Genomic DNA, 15,163 nt, shown 5'->3' with positions numbered 1-15,163 from the left:
ACCCTCCCTGAAAGAACGCTCAATGATCAAGATCGGCATTGTGGATGACCATGCAATTGTTCGCTCCGGACTGCGCCAGTTCCTGTCCGAGCACGTGGACCTGCGCGTGGAGGGCGAGGCCTCCAACGGCCGCGAAGCCATTGACCTGGTGCGTACCCATGAAATCGACGTGCTGCTGATGGACCTGTCCATGCCCGGCCAAAGCGGCCTGGATGCGCTGGCCATGCTGCGCGCCAAGGCGCCCGACATGGGTATTCTGATCCTCAGCGGATACCCCGAGGAGCATTACGCCATCAATCTGATCCGCCAGGGGGCCAGTGGCTACCTGAACAAGGAATGCGACCCCTCCGAAATCGTGGAGGCCATCCGCATCATCGCACTGGGCAAGCGCTACCTGACCCCCGCCGTGGCGGACCTGCTGGCCCAGCAGCTCAACCGCAAGGACGATGCCCCGCCGCACGAGCAGTTGTCGGAGCGCGAGTTCCAGGTGTTCCTCAAGCTGGCCAAGGGCGAGACGGCCGGCGACATCGCCAAGTCGCTGTCTCTGAGCGTGAAGACGGTGAGCACCTACCGCACGCGCCTGATGGAAAAGATGAGCCTGTCGTCCAACAGCGACCTGACCTACTACGCGCTCAAGAACCGCCTGATCGACTGATCGGGTGGCGGTCTTGCGGCGGGCGGGGTCAGGCGCCCGCGCCGCTGCTGCCGCGTGCAGGCTGCAGGCGCGGTTCTTCACTGTGGGGGGTGGGCATGCTGGCGGTACGCCAGCGCACTCAGGGGTTGCCGCGCACCGGAATGCGGGCGCTAGGGGCGGGGTGTACGCTGCCATGCTCTATGCAGTAGTCCACCAGGGCATCGATTTCGTTGGATTTGTCGAACACCGCATCCACGCCCAATTGGGCGCAGCGCATGCGGATGTCGGGGGTGGCATAGTTGCTCAGCACCACCATCTTCTGGTGCGGCCGGCGGTCACGGCAGGCGGCCAATACGCCCAGGCCGCTGCCCTGGCGCAGGAACAGGTCGACGATGGCCAGATCCCATTGTTCCTGGTGGCCGGTGAGCCAGCCCTTGCCCTCGTCTTCGGTTTCCGCAACGCCCACTGCCTCGACGGACGCCAGTTCTTCCAGCGTACCGATGAGGTTCTCCCGGATGGTGGCATTGTCTTCAACGATGTACGTGCGGAGTTTCACTACCTGATCCATAAGACGGCCGGTACAAGCAAACCCGGGCCTGGTTCTGAATTTAACCGAAGCGTCGTTGCCATTCTGACAGCTGCTGCACACAGACCACGTAGGAGCGCTCCTACGGTGACGCGCACACAACACATCCGGGCGCGCGCTCCACGTGCATGGTGCTCCATTCCATCGAACGGCCGTCCAGCATCATCAGCCGCCCCGCCAGGGTGGGGCCCACACCGGTGATCAGCTTCAAGGCCTCGGCCGCCTGCATGGCCCCCACGATACCCACCAGGGGCGCGAATACCCCCATGAGCGCACAGCTGACCTCCTCGAACTGTGCGTCGGGCGGGAAGATGCAGGCATAACAGGGCGCGTTGCCACTGCGCGGGTCGATCACGGTGATCTGTCCGTCGAAGCGGATCGCCGCCCCGGCCACCAGCGGCACGCCGTGGCGCACGCAGGCTGCGTTGACCGCATGGCGGGTGGCGTAGTTGTCGCTGCAGTCCAGCACCACCGTGGCGCCGGACAGCAGTTGGTCGAGCAGTGCTGCGTCGGCGCGGGCCTGCAGCGCCTGGACCTGGACCTCGGGGTTGATGGCCGCCACCGCCTGCGCGGCCGACTGCACCTTGGGCGTGCCCACGCGCGCCGTGGTGTGCGCAATCTGGCGCTGCAGATTGGTCAGGTCCACCGTGTCGTCATCCACCAGCGTGATGCGCCCGACGCCGGCAGAGCCCAGGTACAGCGCTGCCGGAGAGCCCAGGCCCCCGGCGCCGATGACCACGGCATGGGCGGCCAGCACGCGCTCCTGCCCCTCGATGCCGATCTCGTCGAGCAGGATGTGGCGCGAGTAGCGCAGGAGCTGGTCATCGGTCATGGGGCGGGGGCTTGGGTGCTGCAGTTCGGCTGCGATTGTGCGGGAGATTGAACCCTGGCGGCGGCAGGCGTGAAAAAGGCCGGGCTCCCTGGGGAGACCGGCCTCGCGGGGCCCAGTGCTGGCGGCGCCACCAGGGGCGGGCCGCTCGGGGGCTCAGTTTTCCTTCTTGTCTTCCTTGCGCTCGGTCAGCGTCTTGCTGACCAGCACGGGGCGGCCCTTGAGCTGGTTCAGGGCCTGCACGAGCTGGAAGTCCTTGTCGGTGCCGAACTCGGGGGCCTTGCGGTCGGCGGCCGGCTTCTTGGCCTCTTCTTCCAGGCGCTTCCTGGCCTCCTCGCGGGCCTTTTCACGGGCGGCATCCTTCTTTTCCTCGCCCTGGCCGCTGCCCAGGTGCTTGTCCAGGTCGGCTTCGCGCATGCGCAGGGCGGCAAACACGTTGCCTTCTTCCGACTCGTCGATCATCACGTCGGGCACGATGCCCTTGGCCTGGATCGACTTGCCGCTCGGCGTGTAGTAGCGCGCCGTGGTCAGCTTGATGCCGGTGTCCGGACCCAGGGGACGCACGGTCTGCACCGAGCCCTTGCCAAAGGTCTGGCTGCCCATGATGGTGGCGCGCTTGTGGTCCTGCAGCGCACCGGCCACGATCTCGCTGGCCGAGGCCGAGCCTTCGTTGACCAGCACCACCATCGGGATCGACTTGATGGCGGCGGGCAGGCGGCGCAGGGGGTCGCCGCCGCTGCGGCGCTGGTAGTACTCGGGCGCCGCCTTGTAGGTGGACTTGCTTTCGGCCAGCTGGCCGTTGGTGGTGACCACCGTGACGTTCTCGGGCAGGAAGGCGGCCGAGATGGCCACCGCCGCATCGAGCAGGCCGCCCGGGTCGTTGCGCAGGTCGAGTACCAGGCCCTTGATGCCCGGGTCCTGCTTGTAGATCTCTTCGACCTTGCGCACAAAATCGTCCACCGTGCGTTCCTGGAACTGCGACAGACGGATCCAGGCGTAGCCGGGCTCGATCACCTTGCCCTTGACGGACTGGGTCTTGATCTCTTCGCGCGTGATGGTCACCGGGAAGGTGCGGCTCTCGTCCTTGCGGAAGATGGTCAGCGTGACCTTGGTGTTGGGCTCGCCGCGCATGCGCTTGACGGCCTCGTTGAGCGCCAGGCCCTTCACGGCCGTTTCATCGATCTGGGTGATCAGGTCGTTGGGCTTCAAGCCCGCGCGGAACGCGGGCGAGCCTTCGATGGGGGAGACCACCTTGATCAGCCCGTCTTCCTGGGTGATCTCGATGCCCACGCCCACGAAACGGCCCGAGGTGCCTTCGCGGAATTCCTTGAAGGACTTCTTGTCGAAATACTGGGAGTGCGGGTCCAGGCTGGCCACCATGCCGGAAATGGCATCGGTGATGAGCTTCTTGTCGTCCACCGGCTCGACATAGTCGGTCTTGACCAGGCCGAAGACGGCCGACAGCTGCTGGATTTCTTCCAGCGGCAGGGGCGTCATGGCGCCGCGCGCTACGGTCTGCAACGACACCGTGGTGAGCGCTCCAGCCACCACACCTACCGACACCCATCCTGCTATTTTGAGTTTGTGGCCCATAGAACACCTTTACCGCATCAATATACACCTGGGAAGCTGGCCGGATGCCTTTTTTACACGCGGGTGAAAACAAGCGTTTCAAAAAGGCCTCCGACCACTTCTTAGAAGGGCCCAACCCGCCGCAGTTCCGCGCCGGGGCTCGCTTTCGCAGGTTCGAAGGGGGCAATTGGCGGGCTTTACACCCGCTTTACGCCAATTTCTAGGCCTTGCCTTGCGAAGCCACCGCCGCGGCGGCCTTGGCCGCTGCTTCAGCGTCACCCAGATAGTAGTGGCGGATGGGCTTGAGGTCGCCATCGAGCTCGTATACCAGTGGAATCCCGTTGGGAATGTTCAGGCCCACGATCTCGTCGTCCGAGATGTTGTCCAGGTACTTGACCAGGGCGCGGATCGAGTTGCCGTGCGCCGCCACCACCACGCGCTTGCCGCCCTGGATGGCCGGGGCGATGGATTCGTTCCAGAAGGGCAGCACGCGCGCCACGGTGTCCTTGAGGCACTCGGTCAGCGGCACCTGGCCGGCATCCAGGCGGGCGTAGCGCACGTCGCTGCGCTCGCTGCGCGGGTCCGTGGCTTCCAGCGCCGGTGGCGGCGTGTCATAGCTGCGGCGCCAGACCAGCACCTGGGCATCGCCGTACTGCTTGGCCATGTCGGCCTTGTTCAGGCCCTGCAGGGCGCCGTAGTGGCGCTCGTTCAGGCGCCAGCTGTGTACCACGGGCAGCCAGGTGCGGTCCATCTCGTCCAGGGTATGCCACAGCGTGCGCGTGGCGCGCTTGAGCACGCTGGTGTAGGCCACGTCGAACTCGTACCCCTCGGCCTTGAGCAGGCGGCCAGCGTTCTTGGCCTGGTCCACGCCGGTGGGGGTGAGGTCCACGTCGGTCCAGCCGGTGAAGCGGTTTTCCAGGTTCCAGGTGGATTCGCCGTGGCGGATCAGTACGAGTTTGTGCATGGTTTCCCTTGGAGAAGCGGGTCAAAACCATACATTTTAGAATTGCGCCGTTCGCCAACCCAAGGAATCCCTGTGAAATTCATTATCGACAACTGGTATCTGGTCTTCGTGGCACTGGCTTCGGGCAGCATGCTGATGTGGCCGTTGCTCAAGAACGCCAGTGGCGGTTCGCTCACCCCAGCCGGGGCCGTGCAGCTCATCAACCGCGAAAAAGCCGTCGTCATCGACGTCTGCGAGAGCGAGGAATTTGCGGCGGGCCACGTGGGCGGCGCCAAGAACATCCCGCTGAACCAGCTCGAAGAGCGCCTGGCCACCACGGTGAAGAACAAGGCCCTGCCGCTGGTGCTGGTATGCGCCACGGGCGCGCGCGCCAACCGCGCCGTGGGCATCGCCAAGAAGCTCGGCTACGAGAACGTGCAGGCCCTGGCCGGCGGCCTCAAGGCCTGGCGCGAAGCCAGCATGCCGGTTGAAAAGGCCTGAGATACCCATAGATGAAAGGGGCAGGCGCCTGGCGCCTACCCCGCCGCCACTCTACGAAAGATGCCCGCCATGCAACCCGTGAAGATGTACACCACCGCCGTCTGCCCCTATTGCATCCGCGCCAAGCAGATCCTCAAGTCCAAGGGCGTGGAGCAGATCGAGGAGATCCGCATCGACACCGACCCCGCCGCACGCACCACCATGATGGAGATCACCGGGCGCCGTACCGTGCCGCAGATCTTCATCGGCGACACCCATGTCGGCGGCCACGACGACCTGGTGGCGCTGGACGGCCGTGGCGGCCTGATGCCGCTGCTCGGAGTCCAGTGATCGGGTAAGCCCGTCTTCGGGCGCTGCATAATGCAGCCCCATGTGCCCGCTGCGGGAGCTCTTCCCCGGCGGGTTTCGTTTTGTCACCAGCTCGTTGTTCGAGCACAAGAAGAGACCTGTCAACCATGGCCGACCAAGAAAATCCCGTTTTCCAGATCCAGCGCGTCTACCTCAAGGACATGTCGCTCGAGCAACCGAACTCGCCGGGCATCCTGCTGGAACAGGAACAACCCAGCGTGGACATCCAGCTGGGCGTGGAAGCCACTCCCGTGGCCGAAGGCATCTTCGAAGTGGCCGTGACCGCCACCGTGCAGACCAAGGTCAAGGACAAGACCGTGTTCCTGGTCGAAGCCAAGCAGGCCGGCATCTTCGAGATCCGCAACATCCCTGAAGACCAGATGGGCGCCATCATGGGCATCGCCTGCCCACAGATCGTCTACCCCTACCTGCGCGGCAACGTGGCCGACCTGATCAACCGCGCCGGCTTCCCGCCCGTACACCTGGCCGAAATCAATTTCCAGGCCATGTTCGAGCAGCAGCAAGCCCAGGCTGCGGGCAATCCGTCGCCCATCATCACGCAGTAAGCGTGGTTCGCGGGGACGCAGCATGCCGTCCCCGCCGTCTCATTCCCCTATGAAAATCCTTGTTCTGGGCGCAGGCGCCTGGGGCTCTGCCGTGGCCATGAGTGCGGCGCAGCACCCCGCGGGGCATGCCGTTACGCTGTGGGCGCGCGACGCCGGGCAACTGGCCGGCATGCAGGCGGAGCGCCAGAATGCGCGCTATCTGCCGGGCATGGCCTTCCCTCCCGCGCTGGCGCTGGCCGGCGGGGACTCTGCTGCGCTCGCGGCGCAGGCGGATCTGGTCATCGTGGCCACGCCCATGTCGGCCCTGCGCGGCATGCTGCAGGCGCTGCACGCCTGCCCGGCACCCGTGGCCTGGCTGTGCAAGGGTTTTGAATCGGTGGCCGGCGGCGCGCCTGGCCGCTTCGGCCTGCTGGCCCATGAAGTGCGGGCCGAGGTGGCCCCGGCGCTGGAGGCCGGCGCCCTGAGCGGCCCCAGCTTTGCCCAGGAAGTCGCCCGTGGCCAGCCCACGGCCCTGGTGGCGGCCAGCGAGCACGCCAGCGTGCGCGATGCCCTGGTGGCCGCCTTCCACAGCCCCAGCGTGCGCGTCTATGCCAACGAGGACATCGTCGGCGTCGAGGTGGGCGGCGCGGTGAAGAACGTGCTGTCCATCGCCACCGGCCTGTGTGACGGGCTGGCGCTGGGGCTGAACGCCCGCGCCGCGCTCATCACGCGCGGCCTGGCCGAGATGACGCGCCTGGGCCTGGCGCTGGGCGCGCGCGCCGATACCTTCATGGGCCTGTCGGGCCTGGGTGACCTGGTGCTGACTGCCACCGGCGACCTTTCGCGCAACCGCCGCGTGGGCCTGCTGCTGGCGCAGGGGCAGAGCCTTGCGCAGGCCGTGGAATCGCTCGGCCACGTGGCCGAAGGCGTCTACAGCGCACGCACGGTGGCCCAGCGCGCCCGGCTGCTGGGCGTGGACATGCCCATCACCGATGCCGTGGTGGCCCTGCTCGATGGCCGGCTGCAGCCTGCCGAGGCGGTGGCCCAGCTCATGGGCCGAGGCCCGCGCGAAGAAGTTTGATCAATTGCCTGCCGACAGGCGGCGCAGCAGCCCTTCCTCGTCGTCGGGGTGGAAGAAATAGGGGTAGAAGCTGCGCTCCTGCGCCGACAGGCCGGGCCGGCCGCCGAACTGGTCGATCAGGCGGCGCCCCTTGTTGCCATCCATGTGCAGCAGCACGGCCGGGGCGCCCACGCGCTGGCACAGGCGTGCCGATCCCACCGGGTCGAAGCGCAGCATGCGCATGTAGAACGCTGCGTGGCGCGGATTCACCTCGATCACGATGTCGGTCGCCCGGCGTGCGCGGAAGGCCACGATGAAGGCGATGTGGAAGATGGCGCCCAGCACCTGCTTGGAGCGCACGCCCGGGTCCATGGCGAGCTTGCCGATTTCGCAGATGCGGGCGCCGCGCTCGCGCAGGTCGCCAATGAATTCGGGAAACTGCTCTGCCGCAGCCAGGTTTCCGTCATCGAGCCGCACGGAGATGGTGCCTGCAGGCTGCCCGTCGATCTGCACCACCAGGCTGCTCAGGTCGAAGTCGTGCGTCAGCGTGGCCTGCATGCGGTAGCCCCGGCTGGCGTACATGCGCGCCAGCAGGCCCTGGCCCTTGCGCGACAGGCGGATCTTGCAGCTCTTGGTCTCGGTGGTGCCCAGGCGGCTCAGGTACTCGCCGGGGTACTCCAGTTCGACGATGGTGCGTTCTTCGGCTTGCATGGCAGGCTCCTTGCGGTTCCTCCATGTCCTTGGGTCTGCCGCCCTGGGGGGTGGGACAAGGCACGGAAATCCACCAGCCTAGCGGCGGCAGGGGCCATCGGCAAACATTAAAAGGCAGGTGGCCCGCGCAAATGGTGACGCGCCGTCAAAAAGCCGCATCCGCCCTTGGGAGGCGGATGCGGCTTTGTGCGCCGGGTACGGTGCCCCTCGGGGCACGGGATCAAAGTACCCCGAACAGCATCAACAGCAGGACGAGGGACAGTGGGACGCCGAGAAGCCAGAGAATGATGGGCATGGTGATCTCCTTGGAAACGGGTGGAAGTGGATAAGTGACTTCACTGTATTCCCGCCCCCTGGCGCCGCCTGTCCGCCAACGCGGCGCCCCTGCGTAGGCCCGAGCCTACCGGCCTTGCAGGGGCGGGCGCCATGCCGGCGCGCCGTGTTACAGCCCTTCTTCCAGTGCCAGCAGCTCCTGCACCGTCTGGCGCCGCCGGATCAGCCGGGCCTGGCCACCATCCTCCACCAGCACCTCGGCGATCAGCGGGCGCGTGTTGTAGTTGGAGGACATGGAGGCACCGTAGGCGCCTGTGTCATGGATCACCAGCAAGTCGCCCACGCGCGCTTCGGCCAGCTCGCGCGGCAGCACCACGCCGCCATCGCCCTGGGTGAACACATCGCCCGACTCGCACAGCGGCCCGGCCACCACCGTGGGGCGGGATGCGGCGGCCGTGCTGCCATCGCGGCGCAGCACCTCCATGGCGTGGTAGCTGCCGTACATCGAGGGGCGCATGAGTTCGTTGAAACCCGTGTCCAGCAGCACGAAGTGGTTGCTGCCGGCGTTCTTGGTGGCGCGCACCTCGCCCAGCAGCACCCCCGATTCGGCCACCAGGAAGCGGCCGGGCTCGATCTCCAGGCCCAGCGGGTGACCGACGATGGCCTCGGCCTGCTGGCGCGCCGTGTTCCACAGGCCGTGGTAGTGCTGCGTGTCGATCACCGGATCACCGCTGCGGTAGGGGATGGACAGACCGCCGCCGGCCGAGATGGCGTGCAGGTCGTGCCCGGCCGCGTGCGCCGTGCGCACAAGCTCCACCATGGCGCCGCAGACCTCGGCCAGGTGGGCGTAGTCCACGCCCGAGCCGATGTGCATGTGCAGGCCCGTGAGCGCTAGGCCGTGCTGCCGGATGGCGGCCAGCGCTGCGGGCAGGTCGGTGTGCCAGATGCCGTGCTTGCTGTGCTCGCCGCCGGTGTTGGTCTTGTTGCTGTGGCCGTGGCCGAAACCCGGGTTGATGCGCAGCCACACCGCATGGCCCGGCGATGCCTGGCCCAACTGGTGCAGCATGTCGATGGAGCCGGCGTTGACCGGCACGCCATGCTCGACCACGCAGGCCAGCGTGTCGGCATCGAACAGGTCGGCCGTGAACACGATCTCCGAAGGCTCGCCGCCGGCCTGGTAGCCGGCGGCCAGCGCGCGCAGGATCTCGCCACGCGAGACCGCGTCCACCTTCACGCCCTGCTCGCGCATGAGCTTCAGGATGTGGATGTTGGAGCAGGCCTTCTGCGCAAAGCGCACGGTGTCGAAGTTGGACACCTGGGCGATGCACTGGCGGATGGTGGCCGCGTCGTAGACCCACAGCGGGGTGCCGAACTGCTCGGCCAGGGACTGCAGTTGGGCGGGGGAGAAGGGGTTGGACATGCGAAAAGCTCCGGGAATGCGGGGAATGGCCCGATCATGCCGCCCTCCAATCATCCAGTCCAATGCTTGTTTTGAGGAATCTATTCATTTTAGATATGCTTGGCGGCATGCCCCAGCCCCCGCAAGACACCTCCCCGCCGCCGCGTATCGGCCACCGCCATATCGAGGTGTTCCGCGCCGTCATGCTGGCCGGCAGTGCCACCGGGGCCGCGGAGCTGCTGCACACCTCGCAACCGACGGTGAGCCGCGAGCTGGCGCGCCTGGAGTCGCTGCTGGGCTATTCGCTGTTCGACCGCGTGCAGGGTCGGCTGCGCCCCCATGCGCGGGCCCTGGCGCTGTGGGACGAGGTGCAGCGCTCCTGGCAGGGCCTGGACCGCGTGGTGGACCGCGCCGTGGCGCTGGGGCGCTCGGCCGGTGCCGCGCAGTCCCTGTCCGTGCTGTGCCTGCCCGCGCTGTCCCACGCCCTGCTGCCCGGCGCCGCCGCGCGCATGCTGGCCGCGCACCCCGGCGCCCGGGTCTCCGTCACTCCGCAGGAACCGCCTTTGCTGGAAGAGTGGATGACGGCGCAGCGCTTCGACATGGCACTGAGCGAGCAGGTCTCCACCCCGCCCGGTACGCGCTCGCAGCGGCTGCTGACCTTGGACGAGGTGGCCGTACTGCCTGCAGGCCATGCGCTCGCTGCAAGGCCCGTGCTGCAGCTGGCCGACTTTGCCGATCAGCCGTTCGTGAGCCTTTCGGCCGACGATCCGTACCGCCGCCAGATCGACACCCTGTTCGCCGAGGCCGGTGTGCCGCGGCAGATGCGCATGGAAACGCACAGCGCAGTGGCGGTGTGCGCGATGGTGCAGCGCGGGCTGGGGGTGGCCATCGTCAATCCGCTCACGGCGCTGGCCGTGGCGGGGCAGGGGGTGGTGGTGCGCAGGGTGGGGTTTTCGGTGCCGTTCAGTGTGAGCCTGGTGTTGCCGTTGTACCGGGCGGCGTTGGAGGAGGTGGGGTGGATGGTGGAGGCTTTGGGGTTGGAGGCTGATGATTTGAAGGAGAGGCTTGGGCGGTTGGTTTGACGGGCTGTTCGGCTGTTTGGTGGTGGTAGCTGCATGCCTGAATTGAGGGCGGGAGCCGGGATGTGCGCCCGGCGGCGCAGTAACTTTCTCTTGGCCGCCAAGAGAAAGTCACCAAAGAGAAGGCGGCCCCCAGTCTGCGTCCCCCGTTCTCCCTGTCGGGCGAACGGGGGCAACCTGCGATGCTCGGTCCTGGGGTGGTGCCGATGAACTCGCTGCGTTCTTCGAACTCCGCTCAAACAGCATCGGCAAGCTAGAGGACGAAGTGCGTGTGTCCTTCGGCACACGCACCCACCCCAGGCCCTGCGCTTCTCGGCGCAGCCAGCAGGGGTAGGGAACGGGTACCAAACGGCTGCTGCTTCGCAGCTGCGCCTGGGGTCGGGTCGCTCTGCGCGCTGCCGACGGTGCGGGCGCAATCGCTCTGGCGAGCCGAGCGCAGCGAAGGACCACAGGCCGAGCGAAGCAATGGCCCGAGTGGAGCCCGCTCCCACCCCCTTCTGACCGTGCCGAGAAGCGCAGAAGCTGGGGTGGCGCGTGTGCCGAAGGACACACGCGCTTCGTGATCTGGCTCGCCGCAGATGTTTGAGCGGAGTTCGAAGAACGCAGCGAGTTCCGAGGCGCACCCCAGCTTCGAGCATCGCAGGCTGCCCCCTCGCCCCCGGCGAGGGGGACACGGGCAGCGGGGTCGCCTTTTCTTGGCCTACGTTCTTTTGGCGAGGCAAAAGAAGGTAGGTGCGCCGCCGGGCGCACACCCCGGCCTCCGCCCTTCAATCAAGCATGCCACCCCAACCAAGAGTCAGAACTCCAAGTTGTCAATCAATCTCGTAGCCCCCAACCGCGCCGCCCCCAACACCACCAACGTCCCCACAGCATCCTCGGCCCTGGCCGGCTGCAGATCCACCCGCCGCCGCACCGTCAGATAGTCCGGCTGCCACCCCCGCGCCCGCAACCCATCCATCGCCTGCTGCTCCCACTCCACCCCAGGCTGCTGCCCCCAGCGCAAAGCCAATTGGCGCAAGGCCTGCGACAAGGCCACCGCCTCCTGCCGCTCCTGCAGGCCCAGGTAGCCATTGCGCGAACTCAGGGCCAGGCCGTCGGGGGCGCGGCGGGTCTCGCCGGCCACCACGGTGATGGGCAGGGCGAACTGGCGCACCATCTGGCGGATCACCAGGAGCTGCTGGTAGTCCTTCTTGCCGAACACCGCCGTGCCGCCGCTCTGGCCGAGCACAGAGGCGAACAGCTTCATCACCACCGTGGCCACGCCGGTGAAGAAACCGGGGCGGAAATGGCCCTCCAGCATGTCGGCCAGGGCCGGGTCGGGGTGTACCTTGAAGGTCTGGGGCTCAGGGTACAGGTCGGCCTCGCGCGGGGCGAACAGCACCTGGCAACCGGCCGCCTGCAGGCGGTTGCAATCGGCTTCCCAGGTGCGCGGGTAGCTGTCGAAATCCTCGTGCGGCAGGAACTGCAGGCGGTTCACGAAGATGCTGGCCACCGTCACGTCGCCCAGGGGCAGCGCCTGTTCGACCAACGCGATGTGGCCGTCGTGCAGATTGCCCATGGTGGGCACGAAGGCCGGGCGGCGGTAGGGCGCCAGGGCCTGGCGCAGGTCGTCGATGGAGTGGGCGATGAGCATGGGATCGGACAACAGGAACAAAGTGGATGAAGGAAAAGGGGTGCAGGGCTACCAGGCGTGCAGGGCGTTGTCGGGAAAGCGGCCCTCCTTGACGGCTTGCACATAAGCCTCGATGGCACCGCGCACGCTGCCGGCGTCCTGCATGAAGTTGTGGACGAACTTCGGGTTCTTGCCCAGGTTCATGCCCAGCATGTCGTGCAACACCAGCACCTGGCCGGCCGTGCCGTTGCCTGCGCCGATGCCGATGGTGTGGCAGCGCAGCAACTCGGCCGTGAGGTCGGCGGCCAGCACGGCGGGCACCATCTCCAGCACCAGCATGGCAGCACCCGCATCCTGCAACTCGTGCGCGTGCTTGCGCAAGGTGCGCGCTGCGTCGTCGCTGCGCCCCTGCACGCGGTAGCCGCCCAGGGCATGCACCGTCTGGGGCGTGAGGCCCAGGTGGGCGCAGACCGGCACGCCGCGCTGCACCAGGAACTCCACCGTGGGCGCGGTCCAGCCGCCGCCTTCGAGCTTGACCATGTGCGCGCCCGCCTGCATCAGCACGCAGGCGCTGCGCAGGGCCTGCTCGCGGCTTTCGGCATACGTGCCGTAGGGCAGGTCGGCCACCAGCCAGGCCGTGCCCTGCACGCGGTGCAGGCCGCGCGCCACGCTGGCCGTGTGGTAGGCCATGCTGTCCAGCGTTACGCCCACGGTGCTGGGCAGGCCCTGGCAGACCATGCCCAGCGAATCGCCGACGAGGATGCATTCCACGCCCGCCGCATCGGCCACCGCCGCGAAGGTCGCGTCGTAGGCCGTCAGCATGCATATCTTCTCGCCCGCATCCCGCATCTGTGCCAGGCGCGGCAGGCTCATGGGGCGGCGCTGGGGCAGGGGCGAGGCCGGTGGCAGCGTGCCGTAGGCCGTGGCGGAAGGCGTTGGATCGGTCATGGGGCTCCCCTGGACAAAATGGCGCGAGTGTAGGGGGTATGCGGCCGGGACAGCGGTGTCCCAAAACCCGTTCCCAGAAGCCGCTATGCTCGCGCCCCATGACCCATCCCAGCGACGATGAAAAAAGTGCCGACGTGGCCGCCCTGGCCCGTGTCGACGTGGCCCGCGCCCTGGCAGAAGACGTCGGCAGCGGTGACCTGACCGCCGGCCTGATCGACCCTGCGCGCCGCGCCCGTGCGCGCATCCTGGCGCGCGAGGCCGCCGTGATCTGCGGTACGCCCTGGGTGGAGGCGGCCCTGCGTGCCCTGGACCCGGACGTGCAGCTGACCTGGCAGGTGGCCGAAGGCCAGCGCTGCGCGGCCGACCAGGTGGTGCTGGAGATCGAGGGCAGCGCGCGCGCGCTGCTCAGCGCCGAGCGCACGGCGCTCAATTTTCTGCAGCTGCTGTCGGCCGTGGCCACCAAGACGGCGCTTTATGCCGATGTGGTCGCCGGCACGCGCGCGCGCATCGTCGACACGCGCAAGACCCTGCCGGGCCTGCGCCTGGCGCAGAAGTACGCGGTGCGCGTGGGCGGCGGCACCAACCACCGCATCGGCCTGCACGATGCCGTGCTGATCAAGGAGAACCACATTGCCGCTGCCGGTGGCGTTACGGCCGTGCTGCGCGCCGCGCAGCAGGTGGCGGCGCAGGCCGCCTTCATCGAGATCGAGGTGGAGACGCTCGCACAACTGACCGAGGCGCTCGAAGCAGGCGCCAGCATGGTGCTGCTCGACAACATGCCCTTGCCCACGCTGCGCGAGGCCGTGCGTATCAATGCGGGCCGCGCCATCCTCGAAATCTCGGGCGGGGTCACACTCGACGGCCTGCGCGAACTGGCCGAGACCGGCGTGGACCGCATCTCCATCGGCACGCTGACCAAGGATGTCAAGGCCACGGACTTTTCGATGCGGCTGCAGGAGCTGTCATGACCGAAGCGACGCTGAACCGCATCGACGTCGAATACGACCAGCCCCTGGACGTGCTGGAGGAAGGTGGCGGTTCTGTCTGCTCCACCAAACACGCCTGGGCGCGCGTGCCGCCCGAGCCCTCGCAGGCCGAGCGCGCTGCGCTCAAGGACCGCATCCGCCGCCTGCTCAAGGAGAAGAACGCGGTCATGGTCTCGCACTACTACGTGCACCCGGACCTGCAGGACCTGGCCGAGGAAACCGGTGGCCTGGTCAGCGATTCGCTCGAGATGGCGCGCTTTGGCCGCGACCATGCGGCGCAGACCCTGGTGGTCTCGGGCGTGCGCTTCATGGGCGAGACGGCAAAGATCCTCTCGCCCGAGAAGACCGTGCTCATGCCCGACATCGATGCCACCTGCTCGCTCGACCTGGGCTGCCCGGTGGACGAATTCAGCGCCTTCTGCGATGCGCACCCGGACCGCACCGTGGTGGTGTACGCCAACACCAGCGCGGCCGTGAAAGCGCGCGCCGACTGGCTCGTCACGTCGAGCTGCGCGCTCGAGATCGTCGGCGCGCTCAAGGCGGCGGGCCACAAGATCCTGTGGGCGCCCGACCGCCACCTGGGCGCCTACATCCAGCGCGAGACCGGGGCCGACATGCTGTTCTGGAACGGTGCCTGCATCGTGCATGACGAGTTCAAGGCGTTCGAACTCGAAGCGCTCAAGAAGGAGCATCCCGGGGCCAAGGTGCTGGTGCACCCCGAAAGCCCCGCCGACGTGGTGGCGCTGGCCGATGCGGTGGGCTCCACCTCGGCCATCCTCAAGGCCGCGCGCGAGATGGATGCGCGCGAATTCATCGTCGCCACCGACAACGGCATGATGCACAAGCTGCGCACGCTCAACCCCGGCAAGACCTTTTACGAAGCCCCCACCGCCGGCAACAGCGCCACCTGCAAGAGCTGCGCGCACTGCCCCTGGATGGCGATGAACGGTCTGGCCGATGTGGCGCGGGTGCTGGAGACCGGTGCCAACGCGGTCCACGTCGACCCGGCGCTGATCCCGCGCGCGCGCCAGCCCATCGACCGCATGTTGGCCTTCACGGCGGCGCTCAAGGGCGGCCAGCCCGTCCAGGGGCTGGTGCCGCACATCGGCGCGGCATAGGCCGGCCCTTCCCTTGCGC

Annotated in this window: 16 protein-coding genes; 8 read left to right on the top strand and 8 right to left on the bottom strand. The window is 67.5% G+C overall.

Annotation, left to right across the window (positions count from 1 at the left end; all coding sequences use genetic code 11):
• The first annotated feature begins 22 nt into the window (after nucleotides 1-22).
• Nucleotides 23-655, top strand: a complete 633-nt coding sequence (locus tag AC0IZS_RS03015) for a response regulator (RefSeq protein ID WP_057201863.1) — start codon at nucleotides 23-25, stop codon at nucleotides 653-655.
• A gap of 118 nt (nucleotides 656-773) precedes the next feature.
• Here the strand turns inward: AC0IZS_RS03015 and AC0IZS_RS03010 are convergent, their stop codons facing one another.
• From AC0IZS_RS03010 to gpmA, 4 genes are all read right to left on the bottom strand, one after another.
• A complete protein-coding gene (locus AC0IZS_RS03010) occupies nucleotides 774-1,190 on the bottom strand; it encodes a response regulator (RefSeq protein ID WP_471634285.1) in 417 nt (138 codons plus the stop codon).
• Nucleotides 1,191-1,302: 112 nt separating this feature from the next.
• The gene (locus tag AC0IZS_RS03005; protein WP_471634284.1) at nucleotides 1,303-2,052 is read right to left on the bottom strand and encodes a HesA/MoeB/ThiF family protein; all 750 of its coding nucleotides are present in this window, start codon (nucleotides 2,050-2,052) and stop codon (nucleotides 1,303-1,305) included.
• A gap of 153 nt (nucleotides 2,053-2,205) precedes the next feature.
• Nucleotides 2,206-3,642: a S41 family peptidase gene (locus AC0IZS_RS03000; RefSeq protein ID WP_471634283.1), complete on the bottom strand. Its 1,437-nt coding sequence runs from the start codon at nucleotides 3,640-3,642 to the stop codon at nucleotides 2,206-2,208.
• A gap of 199 nt (nucleotides 3,643-3,841) precedes the next feature.
• A complete protein-coding gene (gpmA, locus tag AC0IZS_RS02995; RefSeq protein ID WP_409963736.1) occupies nucleotides 3,842-4,585 on the bottom strand; it encodes a 2,3-diphosphoglycerate-dependent phosphoglycerate mutase in 744 nt (247 codons plus the stop codon).
• Nucleotides 4,586-4,657: 72 nt separating this feature from the next.
• Here gpmA and AC0IZS_RS02990 point away from each other — a divergent pair, with 72 nt between their 5' ends.
• From AC0IZS_RS02990 to AC0IZS_RS02975, 4 genes are all read left to right on the top strand, one after another.
• Nucleotides 4,658-5,065 (top strand): rhodanese-like domain-containing protein, encoded by a 408-nt coding sequence (locus tag AC0IZS_RS02990; protein ID WP_471634282.1) that lies wholly within the window; start codon nucleotides 4,658-4,660, stop codon nucleotides 5,063-5,065.
• A gap of 69 nt (nucleotides 5,066-5,134) precedes the next feature.
• Entirely contained in the window at nucleotides 5,135-5,395 is a 261-nt protein-coding gene (gene grxC, locus AC0IZS_RS02985; RefSeq protein WP_322596852.1) for a glutaredoxin 3, read from the top strand.
• A gap of 125 nt (nucleotides 5,396-5,520) precedes the next feature.
• Nucleotides 5,521-5,979, top strand: coding sequence for a protein-export chaperone SecB (gene secB, locus AC0IZS_RS02980; RefSeq protein ID WP_007860332.1), 459 nt, complete (start codon nucleotides 5,521-5,523; stop codon nucleotides 5,977-5,979).
• Between the two features lie 49 nt (nucleotides 5,980-6,028).
• Entirely contained in the window at nucleotides 6,029-7,039 is a 1,011-nt protein-coding gene (locus tag AC0IZS_RS02975) for an NAD(P)H-dependent glycerol-3-phosphate dehydrogenase (RefSeq protein WP_471634281.1), read from the top strand.
• On the opposite strand, the gene AC0IZS_RS02970 is transcribed toward AC0IZS_RS02975, so the two are convergent.
• The gene (locus AC0IZS_RS02970) at nucleotides 7,040-7,729 is read right to left on the bottom strand and encodes an N-acyl amino acid synthase FeeM domain-containing protein (RefSeq protein ID WP_471634280.1); all 690 of its coding nucleotides are present in this window, start codon (nucleotides 7,727-7,729) and stop codon (nucleotides 7,040-7,042) included.
• 442 nt (nucleotides 7,730-8,171) lie between these two features.
• Nucleotides 8,172-9,422, bottom strand: a complete 1,251-nt coding sequence (lysA, locus tag AC0IZS_RS02965; protein WP_471634279.1) for a diaminopimelate decarboxylase — start codon at nucleotides 9,420-9,422, stop codon at nucleotides 8,172-8,174.
• A gap of 107 nt (nucleotides 9,423-9,529) precedes the next feature.
• On the opposite strand from lysA, the gene AC0IZS_RS02960 reads away from it, so the two are divergent.
• Nucleotides 9,530-10,483 carry a LysR family transcriptional regulator gene (locus AC0IZS_RS02960; RefSeq protein WP_471634278.1) on the top strand — a complete coding sequence of 318 codons (954 nt, stop codon included), beginning with the start codon at nucleotides 9,530-9,532 and terminating at the stop codon, nucleotides 10,481-10,483.
• A 793-nt stretch (nucleotides 10,484-11,276) separates the two neighbouring features.
• Here AC0IZS_RS02960 and panC read toward each other — a convergent pair.
• Nucleotides 11,277-12,113: a pantoate--beta-alanine ligase gene (panC, locus tag AC0IZS_RS02955; protein WP_471634277.1), complete on the bottom strand. Its 837-nt coding sequence runs from the start codon at nucleotides 12,111-12,113 to the stop codon at nucleotides 11,277-11,279.
• A 48-nt stretch (nucleotides 12,114-12,161) separates the two neighbouring features.
• A complete protein-coding gene (panB, locus tag AC0IZS_RS02950; RefSeq protein ID WP_471634276.1) occupies nucleotides 12,162-13,040 on the bottom strand; it encodes a 3-methyl-2-oxobutanoate hydroxymethyltransferase in 879 nt (292 codons plus the stop codon).
• Nucleotides 13,041-13,138: 98 nt separating this feature from the next.
• Between panB and nadC the strand changes: the two genes are divergently transcribed.
• Nucleotides 13,139-14,008, top strand: a complete 870-nt coding sequence (gene nadC / locus AC0IZS_RS02945; protein ID WP_471634275.1) for a carboxylating nicotinate-nucleotide diphosphorylase — start codon at nucleotides 13,139-13,141, stop codon at nucleotides 14,006-14,008.
• Entirely contained in the window at nucleotides 14,005-15,144 is a 1,140-nt protein-coding gene (nadA, locus tag AC0IZS_RS02940; protein WP_471634274.1) for a quinolinate synthase NadA, read from the top strand. Before nadC ends, nadA begins: the two co-directional genes overlap by 4 nt.
• The last annotated feature ends 19 nt before the right edge of the window (nucleotides 15,145-15,163 follow it).

This window comes from Acidovorax sp. AC410 (assembly GCF_979253235.1).
The sequence above is the reverse complement of the archived record's forward strand: the minus strand, read 5'-3'. Positions and strand labels throughout refer to the sequence as shown.

What these genes read in the sequence shown, in the direction of transcription:
- lysA (WP_471634279.1), bottom strand. Translation starts at nt 9,422, where the DNA reads ATGTCCAACCCCTTCTCCCCCGCCCAACTGCAGTCCCTGGCCGAGCAG.
- panB (WP_471634276.1), bottom strand. Translation starts at nt 13,040, where the DNA reads ATGACCGATCCAACGCCTTCCGCCACGGCCTACGGCACGCTGCCACCG.
- AC0IZS_RS03000 (WP_471634283.1), bottom strand. Translation starts at nt 3,642, where the DNA reads ATGGGCCACAAACTCAAAATAGCAGGATGGGTGTCGGTAGGTGTGGTG.
- gpmA (WP_409963736.1), bottom strand. Translation starts at nt 4,585, where the DNA reads ATGCACAAACTCGTACTGATCCGCCACGGCGAATCCACCTGGAACCTG.
- secB (WP_007860332.1), top strand. Translation starts at nt 5,521, where the DNA reads ATGGCCGACCAAGAAAATCCCGTTTTCCAGATCCAGCGCGTCTACCTC.
- panC (WP_471634277.1), bottom strand. Translation starts at nt 12,113, where the DNA reads ATGCTCATCGCCCACTCCATCGACGACCTGCGCCAGGCCCTGGCGCCC.
- grxC (WP_322596852.1), top strand. Translation starts at nt 5,135, where the DNA reads ATGCAACCCGTGAAGATGTACACCACCGCCGTCTGCCCCTATTGCATC.
- nadC (WP_471634275.1), top strand. Translation starts at nt 13,139, where the DNA reads ATGACCCATCCCAGCGACGATGAAAAAAGTGCCGACGTGGCCGCCCTG.
- nadA (WP_471634274.1), top strand. Translation starts at nt 14,005, where the DNA reads ATGACCGAAGCGACGCTGAACCGCATCGACGTCGAATACGACCAGCCC.
- AC0IZS_RS03015 (WP_057201863.1), top strand. Translation starts at nt 23, where the DNA reads ATGATCAAGATCGGCATTGTGGATGACCATGCAATTGTTCGCTCCGGA.
- AC0IZS_RS03005 (WP_471634284.1), bottom strand. Translation starts at nt 2,052, where the DNA reads ATGACCGATGACCAGCTCCTGCGCTACTCGCGCCACATCCTGCTCGAC.
- AC0IZS_RS02960 (WP_471634278.1), top strand. Translation starts at nt 9,530, where the DNA reads ATGCCCCAGCCCCCGCAAGACACCTCCCCGCCGCCGCGTATCGGCCAC.
- AC0IZS_RS02970 (WP_471634280.1), bottom strand. Translation starts at nt 7,729, where the DNA reads ATGCAAGCCGAAGAACGCACCATCGTCGAACTGGAGTACCCCGGCGAG.
- AC0IZS_RS02975 (WP_471634281.1), top strand. Translation starts at nt 6,029, where the DNA reads ATGAAAATCCTTGTTCTGGGCGCAGGCGCCTGGGGCTCTGCCGTGGCC.